This is a genomic window from Microbacterium terrisoli, assembly GCF_030866805.1.
Lineage (GTDB): Bacteria > Actinomycetota > Actinomycetes > Actinomycetales > Microbacteriaceae > Microbacterium > Microbacterium terrisoli.
The window spans coordinates 614,859-631,693 of record NZ_CP133019.1 but is presented as its reverse complement, the minus strand read 5'-3'; the positions used below and the strand labels follow the sequence as shown (position 1 = coordinate 631,693).

The following is a 16,835-nucleotide window of genomic DNA, read 5'->3' as shown; positions in this document are numbered from 1 at the left end:
GTGTGTTCTCCTAAACCTTTGCCCGGGCGCCTGTCAGCGCGCCTTCTTCTTGCCGGCGACGGTGCGCTTCGGGCCCTTGCGGGTACGCGCGTTCGTCTTGGTGCGCTGGCCGCGCACGGGCAGGCCACGGCGGTGGCGCACACCCTCGTACGAGCCGATTTCGACCTTGCGGCGGATGTCGGCGGCCACCTCGCGGCGCAGGTCGCCTTCCACCTTGTAGGTGCCTTCGATGTGGTCGCGGAGCGCGACGAGCTGGTCGTCGGTCAAGTCCTTGACGCGGATGTTCTCGTCGATCTCAGTCGCCTTGAGGATCTCGTTCGAGCGAGTGCGGCCGATCCCGTAGATGTAGGTCAGGGCGATCACCACGCGCTTATCGCGCGGGATGTCAACGCCGGCAAGACGTGCCATGCGGCTCTCCTAGGAGTTGGTGGAGGTGTGGAGCAGGATCGGTGCCCGGGCCTCCGCCCCGGGGTGTCCCCCCTCGCGGGGTTCTGATCCTGCCTGTGTCGTGTTATTGAGTTGTATCCGCGGGATGCCGCAGCCGCGGCATCCCGTCACGTCAACCTTGGCGCTGCTTGTGACGCGGGTTGGCCTTGCAGATGACCATCACGCGGCCGTGGCGGCGGATCACCTTGCAGTGATCGCAGATGCGCTTGACGGAGGGCTGAACCTTCATGGTGTTTCCTGTTCGCTGTCTTCGCCGGGCGGGCACGCGATGTGCCCGGGGCGTTACTTCTCGACCGGTCTAGCGGTAGCGGTAGACGATGCGGCCGCGGGTCAGGTCGTAGGGGCTGAGCTCCACGACCACGCGGTCCTCGGGGATGATGCGGATGTAGTTCTGCCGCATCTTGCCCGAGATGGTCGCGAGCACCTTGTGTCCGTTGCTCAGCTCGACGCGGAACATCGCGTTGGGCAGAGCCTCGGAGATCGTGCCCTCGATCTCGATGACACCGTCTTTTTTGGCCATAGCCTCGCTATCGATTCTGCAGACCGGTCGGTCTGCGGTGGGTGGTTGAGTGGTGCCGGCTCTGCGGGGGAACTCCAGAGGAGACACCGCAAGGAGACACGCCGAAAAAGGCGCAAGGCACCAAAGAGTTAGTATACGTTACCCGTGAGCACCCGGCAACCAGACACGTGCCCTCCTGGGCAGCCGTCGCACCCGACCGTGGCGCATCAACCCACCCGCGCCGGGCGCCCTCACGGTTCGGTGACGGCTCGGTCTTCGTCGGGTCGGGAGCTGTGAATGACGACGCAGCAGCGATGAGGACGGAACGAGGTTTCGGCATGCGCATGCTGATGGTCCCCGCCGTCGAGGACGCCTTGGATCAGATGCAGGTTGAGGCCGCATACGACGTCTCTGTGCTCTTCGGAGAGCGCATGGAAAGGGCAGTTGCACAGGTCGATGCTGTCGTCTTCGGCGGTGCGGGGCTGATAGCCGCAGCTGCTCAAGACGGAGAGCAGGTCGCCCGGAGACCTGGCACCGGCGTCACAGCCGGCTTCGTATGCGGCCCGGTTCACGGCATCGCGCACAGCTCCGGTGGCATCTCGCCCGACTGAGGAGACCAGCAGTCTCGCCAGCAGCTCATAGTCGCGCGGTGGCACGGTCAGCGCGAGATCTCGATCCGCGCGAAAGTAGATCTTCGCGGGGCGTCCGGCACCCGGACCGGTGCGTCCCGGCGGTCGAGCGTAGCCGACGGTCAACAGACCGGCATCCACGAGTTTGTCCAAGTGGTAGGCGGCCAGACTCCGACTGATCCCCGCGGCTTCGGCGGCCTGGTCTCTGCCCGGCGGCTGATCGCAGTCGCGCACGTAGGCGTACAAACGCTGACGCACCGGATCGTCCAGAGCGCTCAGACGGGCCAGCACATCCGCATCCAGCGAAGAGTCGTCGCCCATCACGGCAAGATTCTATAACCAAACACTATTGACAGGACCTTCAAAGGGAATACACTCTAAAAATCAAGTTGGTTGGTATTAGAAGCGATCCCGCACACAGCGGCACTCCGCTCCTGACCAGGACTGAAGGGAACGTCATGTTCAATGCACCACGCACTCTCCGCACCGCCGGCGAAGACGAACCCCCCGACGCCGGACGGCGCGGGTTCGGTCGCAGACGACTGGCCGCAGGACTCGCTCTGGCCTCCGCCCTGGCTGTCGGCGTGGCCATGATGGTCGCCCAGCAGCCTGCCCAGGCGATCACCAGCATCGACGGGCAATGGACCGTCGCGCACGGCGGCACCGGGCTGATCACGATGAACACCGACGGCACCTACACCTCCACGTGCGAGGTCTACCCCGACTATCCCGACGCGTGGTGTCCGGCACCGTCGGGCACCTTCCAGTTCAGCACGACGAGCACCGCCTCGGTGACCTTCACCGGCACCGACGGCAGCACCCACTCGTACCGGGTCTCCGGCCCCGTCTCCAGCCCCGACACCATCACGTCGGTGTTCGGCAGCCGTACACAGTCCGCGCTGGTGATGAAGCCCGGCAACTACTTCACGTGCACATATTGGACCGCGGGGCAGGGCAGCCCCCTGGTCGAGTACGACCCTGTCAGCAACTTCCTCTACGCCACCGGCTCGCTCGAACCGCTCGGCCCGACGGGGTTCGCGTACAGCCTCACGGAGACTGCTCCGAACTTCTTCCAGACCGGCGTCACGTGCCCGGCCCCGCCCGCGGAGTCGACTCTTCACATCGCCGGTGCCAGCGACGCCAGCATCACCTCGACCGGAGCCGGCGCCTGGGTGCCGCGAGCGACCGTGACGGTCACGGACATGACCGGAGCCCCCGTCTCCGGCGCCAGCGTGCGCGGTGACTTCGAGGGCCCCGACAGCTACTCGTATCTCACGGACTGCGTCACCTCCGCCGACGGCACCTGTCTGATGGGGGGCGAGCGAAGCGCCTTCGACTCCATGGCGAGTCTGTCTTTCGTCGCGTTCGACGCAACAAAGCTGGGGATGCTCGAGAGTTCTGAACGTGTGAGCGTCACTGTCTACGACCCGAACCTGCCGGCGCCCACGCCGACACCGACACCGACGCCCACTCCGACGCCCACGCCCGCCCCAACACCGACACCCGCACCGGTGACGCATCACGTCTTCAACCTGGAGAACGTGACCACGGTCGGCTCAGCCGTATGGCAGCCGCAGGTGGCCGTCACACTCCGGAACTCGCTCGGTTTCGGCGTCGCTGGTGCGACCGTCAGCGGGACGTTCAGCGGACAGAGCGCGACGGTGACCTGCACCAGTGACGTATTCGGCGCGTGCATTCTGGCCGGCGATTCCTTCAAGAACAAGGTCAAGTCGACGGTATTCGCGGTCACTGACGTCACCGCGGACTCGTCGACGTACCTGTCGAGCGCCAACAGCGACTTCGACGGGGACAGCAACGGGACGGTGATCAGCATCCCCCGCCCGTAGCCGGAGGCAGCGGCCGGCCGGCGGTTCGCGGTGACTCACCCCTTGATGCGCCTGTGGCATCAACACGTGAGTTCCGCAGAACCACCGCAACCGCACAGACGATGAGGGGTGGGATGCCGCGGCATCCCACCCCTCATCGTCTGGCGCGAACTACTTGAGGTTCGGCGTGATGTCGGTCTTCGCATCCATGGTCACGTTGACCTGCTTGCCATTGACGTACAGCGCCGGAGTTCCGGTCGCGTCGCTGGGCAGCCCCTTGGACAGCGCGTACTTCTGGTACTCGTTGGACGTGATCGCCTTCTCGAGGTCACTGGTCATCTTCACCCCGGCGGACTTGGCGATCTGCACGATCTGGTCGTCGGACAGGCCGGCCGAGCCCTCTTCGGGCTGGTTGGCGTACATCGCCTGCATGAATGCATAGGCGTTGTCAGGGTCGGCGACGGCGACGGCGTAGAACGCGCCGGCCGCGCGGCTCGAGTAGCCGGAAGGCGACGAGCGGCCGTCGAGGATCGTCACCGGGTGCACGTTCAGCTTCACGGTGCCGGCATCGACGAGCTGCTTGATCGCCGGGCCCTCGCTCTGCTCGAACTGGTTGCAATAGGGGCACAGGAAGTCGACGTACGTGTCGATGGTGTTCGTGCCGTCACCGAAGGTCACCGACCCGGCCTCCGTGTTCACGATGCTGCCTTTCGGCTCTGAGCCGGGCGCCGACGCGGAGTTGTTGATCGCGATCACGATGCCGGTCACCACGACCAGCACCACAACAGCCGCCACGCTGACCCAGATGGCGAACCAGTTCGTCTTCCGCACAGCGGTAGCCATTGTTTCCTCGTTCTCTCGAAGGGGGTTCTACGGGAGGGGAACCGGGACGACGCCGAACGGCGCAAGTCCTGCGACTCCCCCATCGGGCGCGGTGAGCACCCAGACACCATCATCATGCACGGCGACGCTATGTTCCCAATGTGAGCCGGCTGAACCGTCGACGGTCGAGACGGTCCACCCGTCGTCGCCGACGTACGTCGCGTCGCTGCCGATGACGACCATCGGCTCGATCGCGATGGCCAGGCCGGGGCGCACCTCGGGTCCGGGGTCCGACACGCGATAATTGAACACCGCCGGCGATTCGTGCATCTTGCGTCCGATGCCGTGGCCGACGTAGTCGCGCAGGATGCCGTAGTCATGGCCGGAGGCCTCGACGAAGCCCTGCACGGCCGCTCCGACCTCGGCAAGGTGCGTCGCAGAGGCAAGGGCGGCGACCCCGGCCCACAGCGACCCCTCGGTCACCCGCGACAGCTCCTGCCGCTCGGCGACCACGTCGGGACGCGCGTCGTCGGGCACGACGACCGTGATCGCCGAGTCGCCGTTCCACCCGCGGTACTCGGCACCGGCATCCACCGAGACGATGTCACCGGGCTCGAGCACACGATCGCCGGGGATCCCGTGCACGACCTCGTCGTTGACCGAGACGCACACCGTGTGCCGGTACCCGCGCACCATCTGGAAATTCGAGAGGGCCCTGTTCGAGGTCACGACCGCGGCTGCTGCGGCATCCAGTTGCAGCGTCGTCGTGCCCGCGACGATCAGCGGACGCACCGCCTCGAGCATCGCCGCGGTGATGCGGCCAGGCTCGACCATGCCGCGCAGCTGCGCGGGGCTCTTGTAGATGCCGCGGCGAAGCGCCACGATCAGACGGCTGCCGGGCGGGTGATGCCGCGCGCAGCCAGTGCGTCGGTGATGCGTGCGGTGATCTCATCGAGGCTGCCGACCCCGTCGATCGTGTCGACGATGCCGCGCTCCCGATACACATCGAGGATCGGCGCAGTCTCACGCTCATAGATCGACAGTCGCTTGGCGATGGCCTCGTCGGTGTCGTCGGTGCGACCCTGCTCTTTCGCCCGCAGCGCCAAGCGCGCCATGGATTCGTCCCGCGGCACGGACAGCTCGATGACCGCGTCCAGACCGGCCGCATCCAGGAACCCGTCGAGGTCTTCGACCTGCCGCACGTTGCGCGGGTAGCCGTCGAGAAGAAAACCGCCCGCGGCGTCGTCCTGCGCCAGCCGGTCGCGCACGATCCGACCGGTCAACTCGTCCGAGACGAGGTTGCCCGCCGCCGTGATCGCCTTCACCTGCTCGCCGAGGGGCGTGCCGGCCTTGATGTTGGCGCGGAACACGTCCCCGGTCGAGATGGCCGGGATGCCGAGGGCCTCGGCGATACGGGCACCCTGGGTGCCTTTGCCCGAACCCTGAGGGCCGACGATCACCAGACGGGCGGTTGACGTCATCGCAGGAGTCCTTCGTAGTGGCGCTGCTGAAGCTGCGCATCGATCTGCTTCACCGTCTCAAGCCCCACACCGACCATGATGATGATCGAGGCACCGCCGAACGGGAAGTTCTGGTTCGCCGCCACCGTCGACAGAGCGACCAGCGGTATCAGGGCGACCAGACCAAGGTACAGCGCGCCGACCGTGGTGATGCGACTGATGACGTAATCCAGGTACTCGGCGGTGGGCCGACCCGCACGGATACCGGGGATGAATCCGCCGTACTTCTTCATGTTGTCGGAGATCTCGACCGGGTTGAACGTGATCGCGACGTAGAAGAAGGTGAAGCCGACCGTCAGCACGAAGTACAGCAGCCAGTAGATCGGGTGATCGCCCTTGACGAGGTAGTTGTTGATCCACACGACCCATTGCGCCGGCTGCTGGCCGGCGGCGGGCTGGTTGAACTGCGCGATCAGCGCGGGGATGTACAGCAGCGATGAGGCGAAGATGACCGGGATCACGTTGGCCATGTTCATCTTGATCGGGATGTATGTGCTGGTGCCGCCGTACGTGCGCCGCCCGACGATGCGCTTGGCGTACTGCACCGGGATGCGTCGCACCGACTGCTCGACGAACACGATCAGGGTGATGATGACGATGCCCACCACGATCACGAGGAAGAACGTGTCCCAGCCGCGGGCCTGCTTGATGGTCCACATGGCCGCAGGGAACGTGGCGACGATCGAGATGAAGATCAGGATCGACATGCCGTTGCCGACGCCCTTCTCTGTCATCAGCTCGGCCATCCACATGATCAGACCGGTGCCGGCCGTCAGCGCGAGCACCATGAGCATCTGCGCCCACCACGCGTCGTTGGTGAGCACCTGCTGGCACGCCTGCACCGACGAGCCGAACAGCTGACCTGTGCTGGCGACGGTGACCAGCGTGGTCGACTGCAGCAGCGCGAGGGCGATCGTGAGGTAACGGGTGTACTGCGTGAGCTTGGCCTGCCCGGACTGACCCTCTTGGTACAGCGTCTCGAAGTGCGGGATGACCACGCGCAGCAGTTGGATGATGATCGCCGCGGTGATGTACGGCATGACGCCGAGCGCGAAGATCGATAGCTGCAGCAGAGCGCCGCCCGAGAACAGGTTGACCATGGAGAGCAGGCCTTGGGTGCCGCCGCCTTCGCGCAGACACTCCTGAACCTTCGGGAAGCTGACGAACGGCGTGGGCACGTGCGCCCCGAGCCGATAGATCACGATGATCGCCAGGCTGAAGCCGATCTTCCGTCTCAGGTCGGGTGTACGGAAGACTCGCTGGATGGCGCTGAACAAAGGGAATCCTCCAGAAAGTGGGATGCCGGCGCACACGGAGTGCACACAGACAACCAGGTTAGCCCAGCCACCGGGATGCGTCGCACGCTTCGGTGCGGCGATGCCGCCGGATGGCCGGATGCGAAACGGGGCCGGAGGTTTCTCCGGCCCCGTTTCGCTGGGGGTTACTCCGCCGCAGCGACAGCCACGGTACCTCCGGCGGCGACGATCTTCTGCTGTGCCGAGCCGGAGACCTTGTCGACCGACACGGTGAGCTTGACCGCGATGTCGCCGGTGCCGAGCACCTTGACCTTCTCGTTCTTGCGAACCGCACCCTTGGCGACCAGGTCGCTGACGGTGACCTCGCCACCGGACGGGTACAGCTCCGCGAGCTTGTCCAGGTTCACGACCTGGTACTCGACGCGGAACGGGTTCTTGAAGCCGCGCAGCTTCGGTGCACGCATGTGCAGCGGCAGCTGGCCACCCTGGAAGCCGGGACGCACCTGGTAACGGGCCTTGGTGCCCTTGGTGCCGCGACCGGCGGTCTTGCCCTTGGAGCCCTCACCGCGACCCACACGGGTCTTCGCGGTGTTGGCGCCGGGGACCGGACGCAGGTGGTGGACCTTCAGGACACCGGGACGCGAGGCCACGACATCCTTCTTGACCGCCGCCTTCTTCGCGGGCGCCTTCTCGTTCTTCTCGGCCTTCTCAGCCATTAGTCGATCTCCTCAACCTTCACGAGGTGGGCGACGGCCTTGACGTAACCGCGCGTCTGCGCGTCGTCGGGACGGACGACCGTGTCGCCGATCCGCTTGAGGCCGAGGCTGCGCAACGTGTCGCGCTGGTTCTGCTTCTCGCTCACCTTGGACTTGACCTGGGTGACCTTCAGACGGGCAGCCATCAGGCACCTACCTTCTGCTCACGGGCGGCTGCGGCATCCGCAGCTTCGGCACGGATGAGACGGGCCGGGGCGACCTGATCGAAGTCCAGGCCACGACGGGCGGCGACGGCGCGCGGCTCTTCGAGACGCTTCAGCGCCGCGACGGTCGCGTGCACGATGTTGATCGTGTTCGACGAGCCGAGCGACTTCGACAGGACATCGTGGATGCCGGCGCACTCGAGCACGGCACGCACCGGGCCACCGGCGATGACACCGGTACCGGCTGCGGCCGGACGCAGCAGCACCACACCGGCGGCTGCCTCGCCCTGCACCGGGTGCGGGATCGTCTTGTTCACGCGCGGCACGCGGAAGAAGTTGCGCTTGGCCTCTTCGACGCCCTTGGAGATCGCCAGGGGCACCTCACGGGCCTTGCCGTAGCCGACACCGACAACGCCGTTGCCGTCGCCGACGACCACCAGAGCAGTGAAGCTGAACCGGCGTCCGCCCTTGACGACCTTCGACACGCGATTGATCGTCACGACGCGCTCGAGGAACTGGTTGTCCCCACGGTCGCGCGAGTTGCGGTCACGCGAGTTGCGGTCGCGCGAGTTGCGGTCGCGCCCTCCGCGGCGCGGCTCGCGCTCGGTCGTCGTCTCGGTGGTGGCCGCGGCCTCCTGGGCCGGCGCTGCCTGATCGGCGGTCACTTCGGTCTCCACACTCTTGTTCTGCGTTGCGTCACTCACAGGTTCAGCCCTCCTTCGCGGGCACCCTCGGCGATCGCGGCGACGCGACCGGCGTAGCGGTTGCCGCCGCGGTCGAACACGACCTCGTCGACACCGGCGGTCTTGGCGCGCTCGGCGACAAGCTCCCCGACCTTGCGGGCCTTGGCGGTCTTGTCACCGTCGAAAGCGCGCAGATCGGTCTCGAGCGTCGAGGCGCTGGCCACGGTGTGGCCATTGCTGTCGTCGACGACCTGCACGAAGACGTGGCGGGCCGAACGGGTCACGACCAGGCGGGGACGCTCGGTGGTGCCCACGACCTTCTTGCGAAGGCGTGCGTGGCGACGCGCGCGGGCGTCGGACTTCGACTTCACAGCCATTACTTACCAGCCTTTCCGGCCTTGCGCCGAACGACCTCGCCGGCGTAACGCACGCCCTTGCCCTTGTACGGCTCGGGCTTGCGGATCTTGCGGATGTTCGCGGCCGCCTCACCGACGGCCTGCTTGTCGATGCCGCTCACGGTGACCTTGTTGTTGCCTTCGACCGTAAACGTGATGCCTGCCGGCGGCTCGACCAGCACCGGGTGCGAGAAGCCGAGCGCGAACTCGATCGAGCCGCCCTTCTGCTGCACGCGGTAGCCGGTGCCGACGACCTCGAGGCCCTTGGTGTAGCCCTGGGTGACACCGATGATGTTGTTGTTGATGAGCGTGCGGGTCAGGCCGTGCAACGACCGCGACTCGCGTTCGTCATTGGGGCGGGAGACCAGGACCTGGCCCTCCTCCACCGTGACCTCGATCGGGCGTGCCACGGTGAGGTTCAACTCACCCTTGGGGCCCTTGACCTGCACTGCCTGCCCGGCGACCTCGACGGTCACTCCGGCGGGAATGTCGATGGGAAGACGTCCGATACGCGACATCGTCGATCACCACACGTAGGCGAGAACTTCCCCGCCCACGCCCTTCTGCTCGGCCTGGCGGTCCGTCAGGAGGCCAGAGGAGGTGGACAGGATGGCAACGCCCAGGCCACCGAGGACCGTGGGCAGCTCGGTCGAGCGTGCGTACACGCGCAGACCGGGCTTCGAGACGCGCTTGATGCCGGCGATCGACCGCTCGCGGTTCGGGCCGTACTTCAGCGTCAGGGTCAGCGTCTGACCGACGCGGGCGTCGGAGACGGCCCAGTCGGCGATGTAGCCCTCCTGCTTGAGGATCGCGGCGATGTTCGTCTTCAGCTTCGAGCTCGGCAGTGCCACGGAGTCGTGGTGCGCCGAGTTCGCGTTGCGCAGACGGGTCAGCATATCTGCGACCGGGTCTGTCATTGTCATGGATTGTTTCCTTTGTTCATAAGGTTTCGGACACGGGTACACCCGCGGCCGACCTTCTATGAGTGCCTCTGTCGAGGCATCCCGCCCCGATCCCCCGAAGTCGGGGGATCGGCGTCCGGTGGACGAAGGCGGAAGTGTTCAGTTTAGACGGATGCCTCGGCTCACGCCTGAGCGTCGTCCGAGCGGAACGGGAAGCCCAGGTGACGCAGCAGCGCCCGGCCCTCGGCATCCGTCGCCGCGGTCGTGACGACCGTGATGTCGAAACCGCGAACGCGGTCGATGCGGTCCTGGTCGATCTCGTGGAACACCGACTGCTCCTCGAGACCGAACGTGTAGTTGCCGTGACCGTCGAACTGTGCGCCCGACAGGCCGCGGAAGTCACGGATGCGGGGCAGCGCGAGGCTGATCAGCCGGTCCAGGAACTCCCAGGCGCGGTCGCCGCGCAGCGTCACGTGGGCGCCGATCGGCTGGCCTTCGCGCAGCTTGAACTGCGCGATCGACTTGCGTGCCTTGGTCACGATCGGCTTCTGGCCGGTGATCTTGGTGAGGTCGTCGACCGCACCTTCGATCACCTTGCTGTCGCGAGCTGCCTCGCCGACACCGGTGTTGACCACGACCTTGACCAGGCCGGGAATCTGCATGACGTTCGCGTAGCCGAACTCGTCCTGCAGCTTCTGCTGGATCTCGCTCCGGTACTTCTGCTTCAGGCGCGGCTGGATCTTGCCAGCCGGCGCAGCAGTGGTGGTGCTCATCAGAGGTCCTTACCGCTCTTCTTCGCAAAACGCACGCGAACCGTGCGCTTCGTGCCGTCCTTGACCTTCTCATCGACCCGGTGGCCGACGCGGGTCGGCTTCTTGGTCGACGGGTCCACGACGGCGACGTTGGAGATGTGGATCGGCGCCTCCATCGTCTCGATGCCGCCGGTCTTGGTGCCGCGCTGGGTCTGACCGACGCGGGAGTGCTTCGTGACGAAGTTCACGCCCTCGACGATCACGCGGTCCTGCTCGGCGATGACGGCCAGGACCTTGCCCTGCTTGCCGCGATCGGTGCCGGTCAGGACCTGAACCAGGTCGTCCTTCTTGATGTTCGCCATGATCAGATGACCTCCGGTGCCAGCGAGACGATCTTCATGAACTTCTTGTCGCGAAGCTCACGGCCGACCGGCCCGAAGATGCGGGTGCCGCGGGGCTCCCCGTCGCTCTTCAGGAGCACGGCGGCGTTCTCGTCGAACTTGATGTACGAGCCGTCGGCACGACGGGTCTCCTTGACGGTGCGCACGACCACGGCCTTGACGACATCGCCCTTCTTGACGTTTCCGCCGGGGATGGCATCCTTCACCGTGGCGACGATGACATCGCCGAGGCCCGCATAGCGGCGGTTGGAGCCGCCGAGCACCCGAATGGTGAGCAGCTCCTTGGCGCCGGTGTTGTCGGCGACCTTGAGTCGGGATTCGTTCTGAATCATTTACTTGGCCTTCTCGAGAATCTCGACCAGACGCCAGCGCTTGGTGGCGCTCAGCGGCCGGGTCTCGTGGATGAGAACAAGGTCGCCGGTGCCGGCTGCGTTGTTCTCGTCGTGCACCTTGACCTTCGAGGTCTGGCGGAGGACCTTGCCGTAGAGGGGGTGCTTCACGCGGTCCTCGACCTCGACGACGATCGTCTTGTCCATCTTGTCGCTGACGACGTATCCACGGCGGGACTTGCGGTAGCCGCGGGCGGCCGCGTCGCGGACGTCGTGCTCAGCGTGCTCGTGACCGGAGGTCTTGACGGCCTCGGTCTCGGCCTTCTTCGCAGTGGCCATCACTCAGTCTCTTCCTTCGCCTCGGCGGGCGCGGAGGCGTCAGCCTCGGCATCCGCCTTCTTCGACTTGCTCTTCTTCGCCTTGCCCGTCTCCACCGGCGCGGGCGTGGCACGGATGCCGAGCTCGCGCTCACGGATCACGGTGTAGAGCCGCGCGATGTCGCGCTTGACGGCGCGGATGCGGCCGTGGCTCTCCAACTGACCGGTGGCGGACTGGAAGCGCAGGTTGAACAGCTCTTCCTTGGCCTTGCGCAGCTCCTCGACGAGGCGCTGGTCTTCGAACGTGTCGAGCTCGCTGGTGGCGAGCTCCTTGGTGCCGATCGCCATTACGCGTCGCCCTCCTCGCGCTTGATGATGCGTGCCTTCAAGGGCAGCTTGTGGATGGCACGGGTCAGCGCCTCGCGAGCAAGCTGCTCGTCGACGCCCGCGACCTCGAACAGGACGCGGCCCGGCTTGACGTTCGCGACCCACCACTCGGGTGAGCCCTTGCCGGAACCCATGCGGGTTTCTGCCGGCTTCTTGGTCAGCGGACGGTCGGGGTAGATGTTGATCCACACCTTGCCGCCGCGCTTGATGTGACGGGTCATCGCGATACGAGCGGACTCGATCTGACGGTTGGTCACGTACGCCGGGGTCAGTGCCTGGATGCCGTAGTCGCCGAAGGAGACCTTCGTGCCACCGGTGGCCTGTCCGGTGCGCCCCGGGTGGTGCTGCTTGCGGAACTTGACCTTACGGGGGATAAGCATTATGCCGATGCTCCTTCTGCGACGGGGGCCTCGTTGCGCGGTGCACGACGCGGACGCTCCCCGCGGGAAGGCTTCTGGTTGGCCTGCTCGCGTGCGAGTTCCTTGTTCGTGAGGTCGCCCTTGTAGATCCAGACCTTCACGCCGATGCGGCCGAAGGTGGTGCGTGCCTCGTAGAAGCCGTAGTCGATGTTCGCGCGCAGCGTGTGCAGCGGCACACGACCCTCGCGGTAGAACTCCGACCGGCTCATCTCGGCGCCGCCGAGACGGCCCGACACCTGGATGCGGACGCCCTTGGCGCCCGCGCGCTGCGCGCCCTGCAGACCCTTGCGCATCGCACGGCGGAAAGCCACGCGGGCGCTGAGCTGCTCGGCGATGCCCTGCGCGACCAGCTGAGCGTCGGCCTCGGGGTTCTTCACCTCGAGGATGTTCAGCTGGATCTGCTTGCCGGTGAGCTTCTCGAGCTCGCTGCGGATGCGCTCGGCTTCCGCACCACGACGACCGATGACGATGCCCGGACGTGCGGTGTGGATGTCGACGCGCACACGGTCACGCGTCCGCTCGATCTCGATGTTGCTGACGCCCGCGCGGTCGAGCTGCTTCTGCAGCAGTCGGCGGATCTTGATGTCCTCGGCGAGGTAGTCGGCGTAGCGCTGACCTGCCTTCGTCGAGTCCGAGAACCACCGCGACACGTGGTCGGTGGTGATGCCCAGGCGGAAGCCGTACGGGTTTACCTTCTGTCCCATTACTTGCTCGCCTTCCTTGCACTGGGCTTTGTCGAACTGTTCGTTGCTGCGCCGGCCTCGGCGACCTCAGGGGTCGCGAGCACGACGGTGATGTGACTGGTGCGCTTCTTGATCTGGAACGCGCGGCCCTGTGCACGAGGCTGGAAGCGCTTGAGCGTCGTCCCCTCGTCCACGAAGGCGTTCTTCACGTACAGATCCTGCTCGTCCAGGAATTCGTTCTCCTGGTCGGCCTTCACGCGGGCGTTCGCGATCGCCGAGTGCACGAGCTTGTAAATGGGCTCGCTGGCGCTCTGCTGCGCGAACTTCAGGATGGCAAGGGCCTCTTCGGCCTGCTTGCCCTTGATGAGTGCGACGACGCGACGAGCCTTCTGAGGGGTCACGCGGATGTGTCGCACGCGTGCGATGGACTCCACCATTTCTTCTCCTCTGCGCCCCGCGTCAGCGGCGGCGGCCCTTCTTGTCGTCCTTCACATGGCCGCGGAAGGTGCGGGTGGGCGCGAACTCGCCCAGCTTGTGTCCGACCATGCTTTCGCTGACGAACACAGGGATGTGCTTGCGACCGTCGTGCACGGCGATCGTGTGGCCGAGCATGGCCGGCACGATCATCGAGCGACGCGACCACGTCTTGATGACGTTCTTGGTTCCCGCTTCGTTCTGTACGACGACCTTGCGAAGCAGGTGCTCGTCGACGAAGGGGCCCTTCTTGAGACTGCGTGGCATCTTCTGTTCCTACCTACTTGCGCTTCTTGCCGGCGGTGCGACGGCGAACGATGTACTTGTCGCTTTCCTTGTTCGCGTGGCGGGTGCGGCCCTCAGGCTTGCCCCACGGCGTGACAGGGTGACGACCACCGGAGGTACGACCCTCGCCACCACCGTGCGGGTGGTCGACGGGGTTCATCACGACACCGCGAACGGTCGGGCGGACGCCCTTCCAGCGCTTGCGGCCGGCCTTGCCCCAGTTGATGTTCGACTGCTCGGCGTTGCCGACCTCGCCGATCGTGGCGCGGCAGCGGGAATCGACGTTGCGGATCTCACCCGAGGGCAGTCGCAGCTGAGCGAAGGCACCGTCCTTGGCGACCAGGCGCACTCCGGCACCGGCCGAACGCGCGATCTTGGCGCCGCCGCCCGGGCGCAGCTCGATGGCGTGCACCACGGTACCGGTGGGGATGTTGCGCAGCGGCAGGTTGTTGCCCGGCTTGATGTCGGCCGATGCGCCGGATTCGACGATGTCGCCCTGGCGCAGCTTCTCCGGCGCGAGGATGTAGCGCTTCGTGCCGTCCACGAAATGCAGCAGCGCGATGCGCGCCGTGCGGTTCGGGTCGTACTCGATGTGCGCGACCTTGGCGTCGATGCCGTCCTTGTCATTGCGACGGAAGTCGATGACACGGTACTGACGCTTGTGTCCACCACCGATGTGACGTGTGGTGATGCGCCCCTGGTTGTTGCGGCCACCGGTCTTGGCGAGCGGCTTCAGCAGCGACTTCTCAGGCGTCGATCGGGTGATCTCGGCGAAGTCAGCCACCGACGAGCCGCGACGACCCGGGGTCGTGGGCTTGTACTTGCGAATAGCCATAATTCTCTCGTCCCTCGTCCGACCGTCAGCCGACTGCCGTGAAGATGTCGATGGTGCCCGACTTCAGCGTGACCACGGCGCGCTTGGTGTCCTTGCGCTTGCCGGTGCCGAAACGGGTGCGACGGGCCTTGCCGACGCGGTTGAGCGTGTTGACCGACGCAACCTTCACACCGAAGATCTTCTCGATCGCGAGCTTGATCTCGGTCTTGTTCGCGTGGGTGTCCACGTAGAACGTGTACTTGCCCTCGTCGATCAAGCCGTAGCTCTTCTCGGAGACGACCGGCTTCAGGATGATGTCGCGCGGGTCCTTGTTGATGGCGGTCATGCCGAGACCTCCTCGGTGGCACCGCTCTTGAACGCGACGAACGCGTCGAAAGCGGCCTTGGTGAAGACGATGTCGTCGGAGACGACCACGTCGTAGGCGTTCAGCTGGTCGAAGCTGAGCACGTGCACCTCGGTGAGGTTGCGCACGCTCTTGACAGTCAGCTCGTCAGCGCGCTCGACGACCACGAGGATGTTCTTCGTGGCGCCCAGCTCGGAAAGAACCGCGGCAGCGGCCTTCGTGGACGGCGCGCCCTCGATGCCGAAGCTCTCCACCACGTGGAGACGCTCGCCGCGAGCACGGTCGCTGAGCACGCCCAGGAGGGCGGCGGCGATCATCTTCTTGGGGGTGCGCTGCGCGTAGTCGCGGGGCTTGGGGCCGTGGACGACGCCACCACCGGTGTGCTCAGGTGCGCGGATCGAGCCCTGACGGGCGTTACCGGTGCCCTTCTGCTTGAAGGGCTTGCGGCCCGAGCCCGAGACCTCACCGCGACGCTTGGTCGAGTGGGTGCCCTGGCGCGCCGCCGCGAGCTGCGCGACGACGACCTGGTGGATGAGCGGGATGTTGGTGTTGACGTCGAAGATCGCGGCGGGCAGCGTGACCGAGCCTGCCTTCTTGCCATCTGTCTTGCGGACGTCGAGGGTCGTGTCAGCCATGGCCTCAGGCACCCTTCACTGCGTTGCGGACGTACACGATGCGACCGCGCGCGCCGGGGACGGCGCCCTTGACGAGCAGCAGACCCTTCTCGGCGTCGACGGCGTGCACCGTGAGGTTGAGGACGGTCACGCGCTCGCCACCCATACGGCCGGCCATGCGCATGCCCTTGAAGACGCGGCTCGGGGTCGCCGAGGCGCCGATCGAACCGGGCTTGCGGTGGTTGCGGTGTGCACCGTGCGAGGCCGAGACGCCCTTGAAGTTGTGGCGCTTCATGACACCGGCGAAGCCCTTGCCCTTGCTGGTGCCGACGACGTCGACCAGCTGACCTGCTTCGAACGTGCCGTCGACGGTGAGCTCCTGGCCGGGCGCGTAGTCCGCGGCATCCGCGGTGCGCACCTCGGTGACGTGGCGGCGCGGGGTGACCCCGGCGGCCTCGAAGTGGCCCTCGAGGGGCTTGGTGACCTTGCGCGGGTCGATCTGACCGGCCGCGATCTGCACGGCGCTGTAGCCGTCCTTCTCGGGCGTGCGCACCTGGGTGACCACGTTCGGGGCAATCTCGATGACGGTGACGGGAACGAGCTTGCCCTGCTCGTCCCACACCTGGGTCATGCCGAGCTTGGTGCCCAGCAGACCTTTGGAAGTCTTGTTGTTGATGTCAGTCATGCCGAGCCTCAGAGTTTGATCTCGATGTTGACATCGGCAGGCAGATCGAGGCGCATCAGCGAGTCGACGGCCTTGGGCGTCGGGTCGATGATGTCGATGACGCGCTTGTGGGTGCGCATCTCGAAGTGCTCGCGGCTGTCCTTGTACTTGTGGGGCGACCGGATGACGCACACGACGTTCTTCTCGGTCGGAAGCGGCACCGGTCCCACGACCGAAGCGCCGGCGCGGGTAACGGTGTCGACGATCTTGCGGGCCGACGAATCCAGGCCGGCGTGATCGTACGACTTCAGGCGAATGCGGATCTTCTGTCCCGCCATTGTCTGCTCTCTCTCTTCTCGCGTCTTACGCTCACGCGCATTGGACGCCCGGTGGCGCTTGCACGCCATGGCACGTTTGCCGGCTTCGCCGGCGAT

29 protein-coding genes are annotated in these 16,835 nt (G+C 66.0%); 1 reads left to right on the top strand and 28 read right to left on the bottom strand.

The window, feature by feature from the left end:
- Window positions 1-33: 33 nt before the first annotated feature.
- The 4 genes from rpsM to QU603_RS02725 all read right to left on the bottom strand — a co-directional run bounded on the left by rpsM (window position 34) and on the right by QU603_RS02725 (window position 1,896).
- Window positions 34-408, bottom strand: a complete 375-nt coding sequence (gene rpsM, locus QU603_RS02740; RefSeq protein WP_308492965.1) for a 30S ribosomal protein S13 — start codon at window positions 406-408, stop codon at window positions 34-36.
- Window positions 409-559: 151 nt separating this feature from the next.
- Entirely contained in the window at window positions 560-676 is a 117-nt protein-coding gene (gene rpmJ / locus QU603_RS02735) for a 50S ribosomal protein L36 (protein ID WP_153745558.1), read from the bottom strand.
- A gap of 69 nt (window positions 677-745) precedes the next feature.
- Window positions 746-967, bottom strand: a complete 222-nt coding sequence (gene infA, locus QU603_RS02730; RefSeq protein WP_047544504.1) for a translation initiation factor IF-1 — start codon at window positions 965-967, stop codon at window positions 746-748.
- Window positions 968-1,197: 230 nt separating this feature from the next.
- Window positions 1,198-1,896, bottom strand: a complete 699-nt coding sequence (locus QU603_RS02725) for a helix-turn-helix transcriptional regulator (protein ID WP_308493922.1) — start codon at window positions 1,894-1,896, stop codon at window positions 1,198-1,200.
- Between the two features lie 137 nt (window positions 1,897-2,033).
- Here QU603_RS02725 and QU603_RS02720 point away from each other — a divergent pair, with 137 nt between their 5' ends.
- Window positions 2,034-3,422: a hypothetical protein gene (locus QU603_RS02720; RefSeq protein WP_308492964.1), complete on the top strand. Its 1,389-nt coding sequence runs from the start codon at window positions 2,034-2,036 to the stop codon at window positions 3,420-3,422.
- A gap of 150 nt (window positions 3,423-3,572) precedes the next feature.
- Here QU603_RS02720 and QU603_RS02715 read toward each other — a convergent pair whose 3' ends face one another.
- From QU603_RS02715 to rpsJ, 24 genes are all read right to left on the bottom strand, one after another.
- Entirely contained in the window at window positions 3,573-4,244 is a 672-nt protein-coding gene (locus tag QU603_RS02715; RefSeq protein WP_308492963.1) for a DsbA family protein, read from the bottom strand.
- 27 nt (window positions 4,245-4,271) lie between these two features.
- Complete coding sequence (gene map / locus QU603_RS02710) at window positions 4,272-5,105, bottom strand: type I methionyl aminopeptidase (RefSeq protein ID WP_308492962.1); 834 nt, start codon at window positions 5,103-5,105, stop codon at window positions 4,272-4,274.
- Window positions 5,106-5,107: 2 nt separating this feature from the next.
- Window positions 5,108-5,704: an adenylate kinase gene (locus QU603_RS02705; protein WP_308492961.1), complete on the bottom strand. Its 597-nt coding sequence runs from the start codon at window positions 5,702-5,704 to the stop codon at window positions 5,108-5,110.
- Complete coding sequence (gene secY / locus QU603_RS02700; protein ID WP_308492960.1) at window positions 5,701-7,020, bottom strand: preprotein translocase subunit SecY; 1,320 nt, start codon at window positions 7,018-7,020, stop codon at window positions 5,701-5,703. Before secY ends, QU603_RS02705 begins: the two co-directional genes overlap by 4 nt.
- 164 nt (window positions 7,021-7,184) lie before the next feature.
- Window positions 7,185-7,715 (bottom strand): 50S ribosomal protein L15, encoded by a 531-nt coding sequence (gene rplO / locus QU603_RS02695; protein ID WP_308492959.1) that lies wholly within the window; start codon window positions 7,713-7,715, stop codon window positions 7,185-7,187.
- A complete protein-coding gene (gene rpmD, locus QU603_RS02690; protein ID WP_308492958.1) occupies window positions 7,715-7,900 on the bottom strand; it encodes a 50S ribosomal protein L30 in 186 nt (61 codons plus the stop codon). Before rpmD ends, rplO begins: the two co-directional genes overlap by 1 nt.
- Window positions 7,900-8,622: a 30S ribosomal protein S5 gene (gene rpsE, locus QU603_RS02685; protein ID WP_308492957.1), complete on the bottom strand. Its 723-nt coding sequence runs from the start codon at window positions 8,620-8,622 to the stop codon at window positions 7,900-7,902. Before rpsE ends, rpmD begins: the two co-directional genes overlap by 1 nt.
- Window positions 8,619-8,978, bottom strand: coding sequence for a 50S ribosomal protein L18 (gene rplR, locus QU603_RS02680; RefSeq protein WP_308492956.1), 360 nt, complete (start codon window positions 8,976-8,978; stop codon window positions 8,619-8,621). Before rplR ends, rpsE begins: the two co-directional genes overlap by 4 nt.
- Window positions 8,978-9,514, bottom strand: coding sequence for a 50S ribosomal protein L6 (rplF, locus tag QU603_RS02675; RefSeq protein ID WP_308492955.1), 537 nt, complete (start codon window positions 9,512-9,514; stop codon window positions 8,978-8,980). The genes rplR and rplF overlap by 1 nt, the downstream gene beginning before the upstream one ends.
- 6 nt (window positions 9,515-9,520) lie before the next feature.
- Entirely contained in the window at window positions 9,521-9,919 is a 399-nt protein-coding gene (rpsH, locus tag QU603_RS02670; RefSeq protein ID WP_308492954.1) for a 30S ribosomal protein S8, read from the bottom strand.
- A gap of 161 nt (window positions 9,920-10,080) precedes the next feature.
- Window positions 10,081-10,671 carry a 50S ribosomal protein L5 gene (gene rplE, locus QU603_RS02665; RefSeq protein ID WP_308492953.1) on the bottom strand — a complete coding sequence of 197 codons (591 nt, stop codon included), beginning with the start codon at window positions 10,669-10,671 and terminating at the stop codon, window positions 10,081-10,083.
- On the bottom strand, window positions 10,671-11,012 hold the full coding sequence (rplX, locus tag QU603_RS02660; RefSeq protein ID WP_308492952.1) for a 50S ribosomal protein L24: 342 nt from the start codon (window positions 11,010-11,012) through the stop codon (window positions 10,671-10,673). The genes rplE and rplX overlap by 1 nt, the downstream gene beginning before the upstream one ends.
- Before the next feature lie 2 nt (window positions 11,013-11,014).
- Window positions 11,015-11,383: a 50S ribosomal protein L14 gene (gene rplN, locus QU603_RS02655; protein ID WP_308492951.1), complete on the bottom strand. Its 369-nt coding sequence runs from the start codon at window positions 11,381-11,383 to the stop codon at window positions 11,015-11,017.
- On the bottom strand, window positions 11,384-11,719 hold the full coding sequence (gene rpsQ / locus QU603_RS02650; protein WP_308492950.1) for a 30S ribosomal protein S17: 336 nt from the start codon (window positions 11,717-11,719) through the stop codon (window positions 11,384-11,386).
- On the bottom strand, window positions 11,719-12,045 hold the full coding sequence (rpmC, locus tag QU603_RS02645) for a 50S ribosomal protein L29 (RefSeq protein WP_308492949.1): 327 nt from the start codon (window positions 12,043-12,045) through the stop codon (window positions 11,719-11,721). The genes rpsQ and rpmC overlap by 1 nt, the downstream gene beginning before the upstream one ends.
- Window positions 12,045-12,464 (bottom strand): 50S ribosomal protein L16, encoded by a 420-nt coding sequence (rplP, locus tag QU603_RS02640; RefSeq protein ID WP_308492948.1) that lies wholly within the window; start codon window positions 12,462-12,464, stop codon window positions 12,045-12,047. Before rplP ends, rpmC begins: the two co-directional genes overlap by 1 nt.
- Complete coding sequence (gene rpsC / locus QU603_RS02635; protein ID WP_308492947.1) at window positions 12,464-13,207, bottom strand: 30S ribosomal protein S3; 744 nt, start codon at window positions 13,205-13,207, stop codon at window positions 12,464-12,466. Before rpsC ends, rplP begins: the two co-directional genes overlap by 1 nt.
- Window positions 13,207-13,623 carry a 50S ribosomal protein L22 gene (gene rplV, locus QU603_RS02630; protein WP_308492946.1) on the bottom strand — a complete coding sequence of 139 codons (417 nt, stop codon included), beginning with the start codon at window positions 13,621-13,623 and terminating at the stop codon, window positions 13,207-13,209. The genes rpsC and rplV overlap by 1 nt, the downstream gene beginning before the upstream one ends.
- A gap of 22 nt (window positions 13,624-13,645) precedes the next feature.
- Window positions 13,646-13,927 (bottom strand): 30S ribosomal protein S19, encoded by a 282-nt coding sequence (rpsS, locus tag QU603_RS02625; protein WP_308492945.1) that lies wholly within the window; start codon window positions 13,925-13,927, stop codon window positions 13,646-13,648.
- Window positions 13,928-13,940: 13 nt separating this feature from the next.
- A complete protein-coding gene (gene rplB / locus QU603_RS02620; RefSeq protein ID WP_308492944.1) occupies window positions 13,941-14,780 on the bottom strand; it encodes a 50S ribosomal protein L2 in 840 nt (279 codons plus the stop codon).
- 25 nt (window positions 14,781-14,805) lie between these two features.
- Window positions 14,806-15,105: a 50S ribosomal protein L23 gene (gene rplW, locus QU603_RS02615; RefSeq protein ID WP_308492943.1), complete on the bottom strand. Its 300-nt coding sequence runs from the start codon at window positions 15,103-15,105 to the stop codon at window positions 14,806-14,808.
- Complete coding sequence (rplD, locus tag QU603_RS02610; protein ID WP_308492942.1) at window positions 15,102-15,758, bottom strand: 50S ribosomal protein L4; 657 nt, start codon at window positions 15,756-15,758, stop codon at window positions 15,102-15,104. The genes rplW and rplD overlap by 4 nt, the downstream gene beginning before the upstream one ends.
- A gap of 4 nt (window positions 15,759-15,762) precedes the next feature.
- Window positions 15,763-16,422: a 50S ribosomal protein L3 gene (rplC, locus tag QU603_RS02605; protein WP_308492941.1), complete on the bottom strand. Its 660-nt coding sequence runs from the start codon at window positions 16,420-16,422 to the stop codon at window positions 15,763-15,765.
- Between the two features lie 8 nt (window positions 16,423-16,430).
- On the bottom strand, window positions 16,431-16,739 hold the full coding sequence (gene rpsJ / locus QU603_RS02600) for a 30S ribosomal protein S10 (protein WP_308492940.1): 309 nt from the start codon (window positions 16,737-16,739) through the stop codon (window positions 16,431-16,433).
- Between the last annotated feature and the right edge of the window lie 96 nt (window positions 16,740-16,835).

Excerpts from the sequence above, each read along its gene's own strand:
- rpsM (WP_308492965.1), bottom strand. The coding sequence starts at position 408 with ATGGCACGTCTTGCCGGCGTTGACATCCCGCGCGATAAGCGCGTGGTG.
- rpmJ (WP_153745558.1), bottom strand. The coding sequence starts at position 676 with ATGAAGGTTCAGCCCTCCGTCAAGCGCATCTGCGATCACTGCAAGGTG.
- infA (WP_047544504.1), bottom strand. The coding sequence starts at position 967 with ATGGCCAAAAAAGACGGTGTCATCGAGATCGAGGGCACGATCTCCGAG.
- QU603_RS02725 (WP_308493922.1), bottom strand. The coding sequence starts at position 1,896 with ATGGGCGACGACTCTTCGCTGGATGCGGATGTGCTGGCCCGTCTGAGC.
- QU603_RS02720 (WP_308492964.1), top strand. The coding sequence starts at position 2,034 with ATGTTCAATGCACCACGCACTCTCCGCACCGCCGGCGAAGACGAACCC.
- QU603_RS02715 (WP_308492963.1), bottom strand. The coding sequence starts at position 4,244 with ATGGCTACCGCTGTGCGGAAGACGAACTGGTTCGCCATCTGGGTCAGC.
- QU603_RS02705 (WP_308492961.1), bottom strand. The coding sequence starts at position 5,704 with ATGACGTCAACCGCCCGTCTGGTGATCGTCGGCCCTCAGGGTTCGGGC.
- rplO (WP_308492959.1), bottom strand. The coding sequence starts at position 7,715 with ATGGCTGAGAAGGCCGAGAAGAACGAGAAGGCGCCCGCGAAGAAGGCG.
- rpmD (WP_308492958.1), bottom strand. The coding sequence starts at position 7,900 with ATGGCTGCCCGTCTGAAGGTCACCCAGGTCAAGTCCAAGGTGAGCGAG.
- rplR (WP_308492956.1), bottom strand. The coding sequence starts at position 8,978 with ATGGCTGTGAAGTCGAAGTCCGACGCCCGCGCGCGTCGCCACGCACGC.
- rplF (WP_308492955.1), bottom strand. The coding sequence starts at position 9,514 with ATGTCGCGTATCGGACGTCTTCCCATCGACATTCCCGCCGGAGTGACC.
- rpsH (WP_308492954.1), bottom strand. The coding sequence starts at position 9,919 with ATGACAATGACAGACCCGGTCGCAGATATGCTGACCCGTCTGCGCAAC.
- rplE (WP_308492953.1), bottom strand. The coding sequence starts at position 10,671 with ATGAGCACCACCACTGCTGCGCCGGCTGGCAAGATCCAGCCGCGCCTG.
- rplX (WP_308492952.1), bottom strand. The coding sequence starts at position 11,012 with ATGGCGAACATCAAGAAGGACGACCTGGTTCAGGTCCTGACCGGCACC.
- rplN (WP_308492951.1), bottom strand. The coding sequence starts at position 11,383 with ATGATTCAGAACGAATCCCGACTCAAGGTCGCCGACAACACCGGCGCC.
- rpsQ (WP_308492950.1), bottom strand. The coding sequence starts at position 11,719 with ATGGCCACTGCGAAGAAGGCCGAGACCGAGGCCGTCAAGACCTCCGGT.
- rpmC (WP_308492949.1), bottom strand. The coding sequence starts at position 12,045 with ATGGCGATCGGCACCAAGGAGCTCGCCACCAGCGAGCTCGACACGTTC.
- rplP (WP_308492948.1), bottom strand. The coding sequence starts at position 12,464 with ATGCTTATCCCCCGTAAGGTCAAGTTCCGCAAGCAGCACCACCCGGGG.
- rpsC (WP_308492947.1), bottom strand. The coding sequence starts at position 13,207 with ATGGGACAGAAGGTAAACCCGTACGGCTTCCGCCTGGGCATCACCACC.
- rplV (WP_308492946.1), bottom strand. The coding sequence starts at position 13,623 with ATGGTGGAGTCCATCGCACGCGTGCGACACATCCGCGTGACCCCTCAG.
- rpsS (WP_308492945.1), bottom strand. The coding sequence starts at position 13,927 with ATGCCACGCAGTCTCAAGAAGGGCCCCTTCGTCGACGAGCACCTGCTT.
- rplB (WP_308492944.1), bottom strand. The coding sequence starts at position 14,780 with ATGGCTATTCGCAAGTACAAGCCCACGACCCCGGGTCGTCGCGGCTCG.
- rplW (WP_308492943.1), bottom strand. The coding sequence starts at position 15,105 with ATGACCGCCATCAACAAGGACCCGCGCGACATCATCCTGAAGCCGGTC.
- rplD (WP_308492942.1), bottom strand. The coding sequence starts at position 15,758 with ATGGCTGACACGACCCTCGACGTCCGCAAGACAGATGGCAAGAAGGCA.
- rplC (WP_308492941.1), bottom strand. The coding sequence starts at position 16,422 with ATGACTGACATCAACAACAAGACTTCCAAAGGTCTGCTGGGCACCAAG.
- rpsJ (WP_308492940.1), bottom strand. The coding sequence starts at position 16,739 with ATGGCGGGACAGAAGATCCGCATTCGCCTGAAGTCGTACGATCACGCC.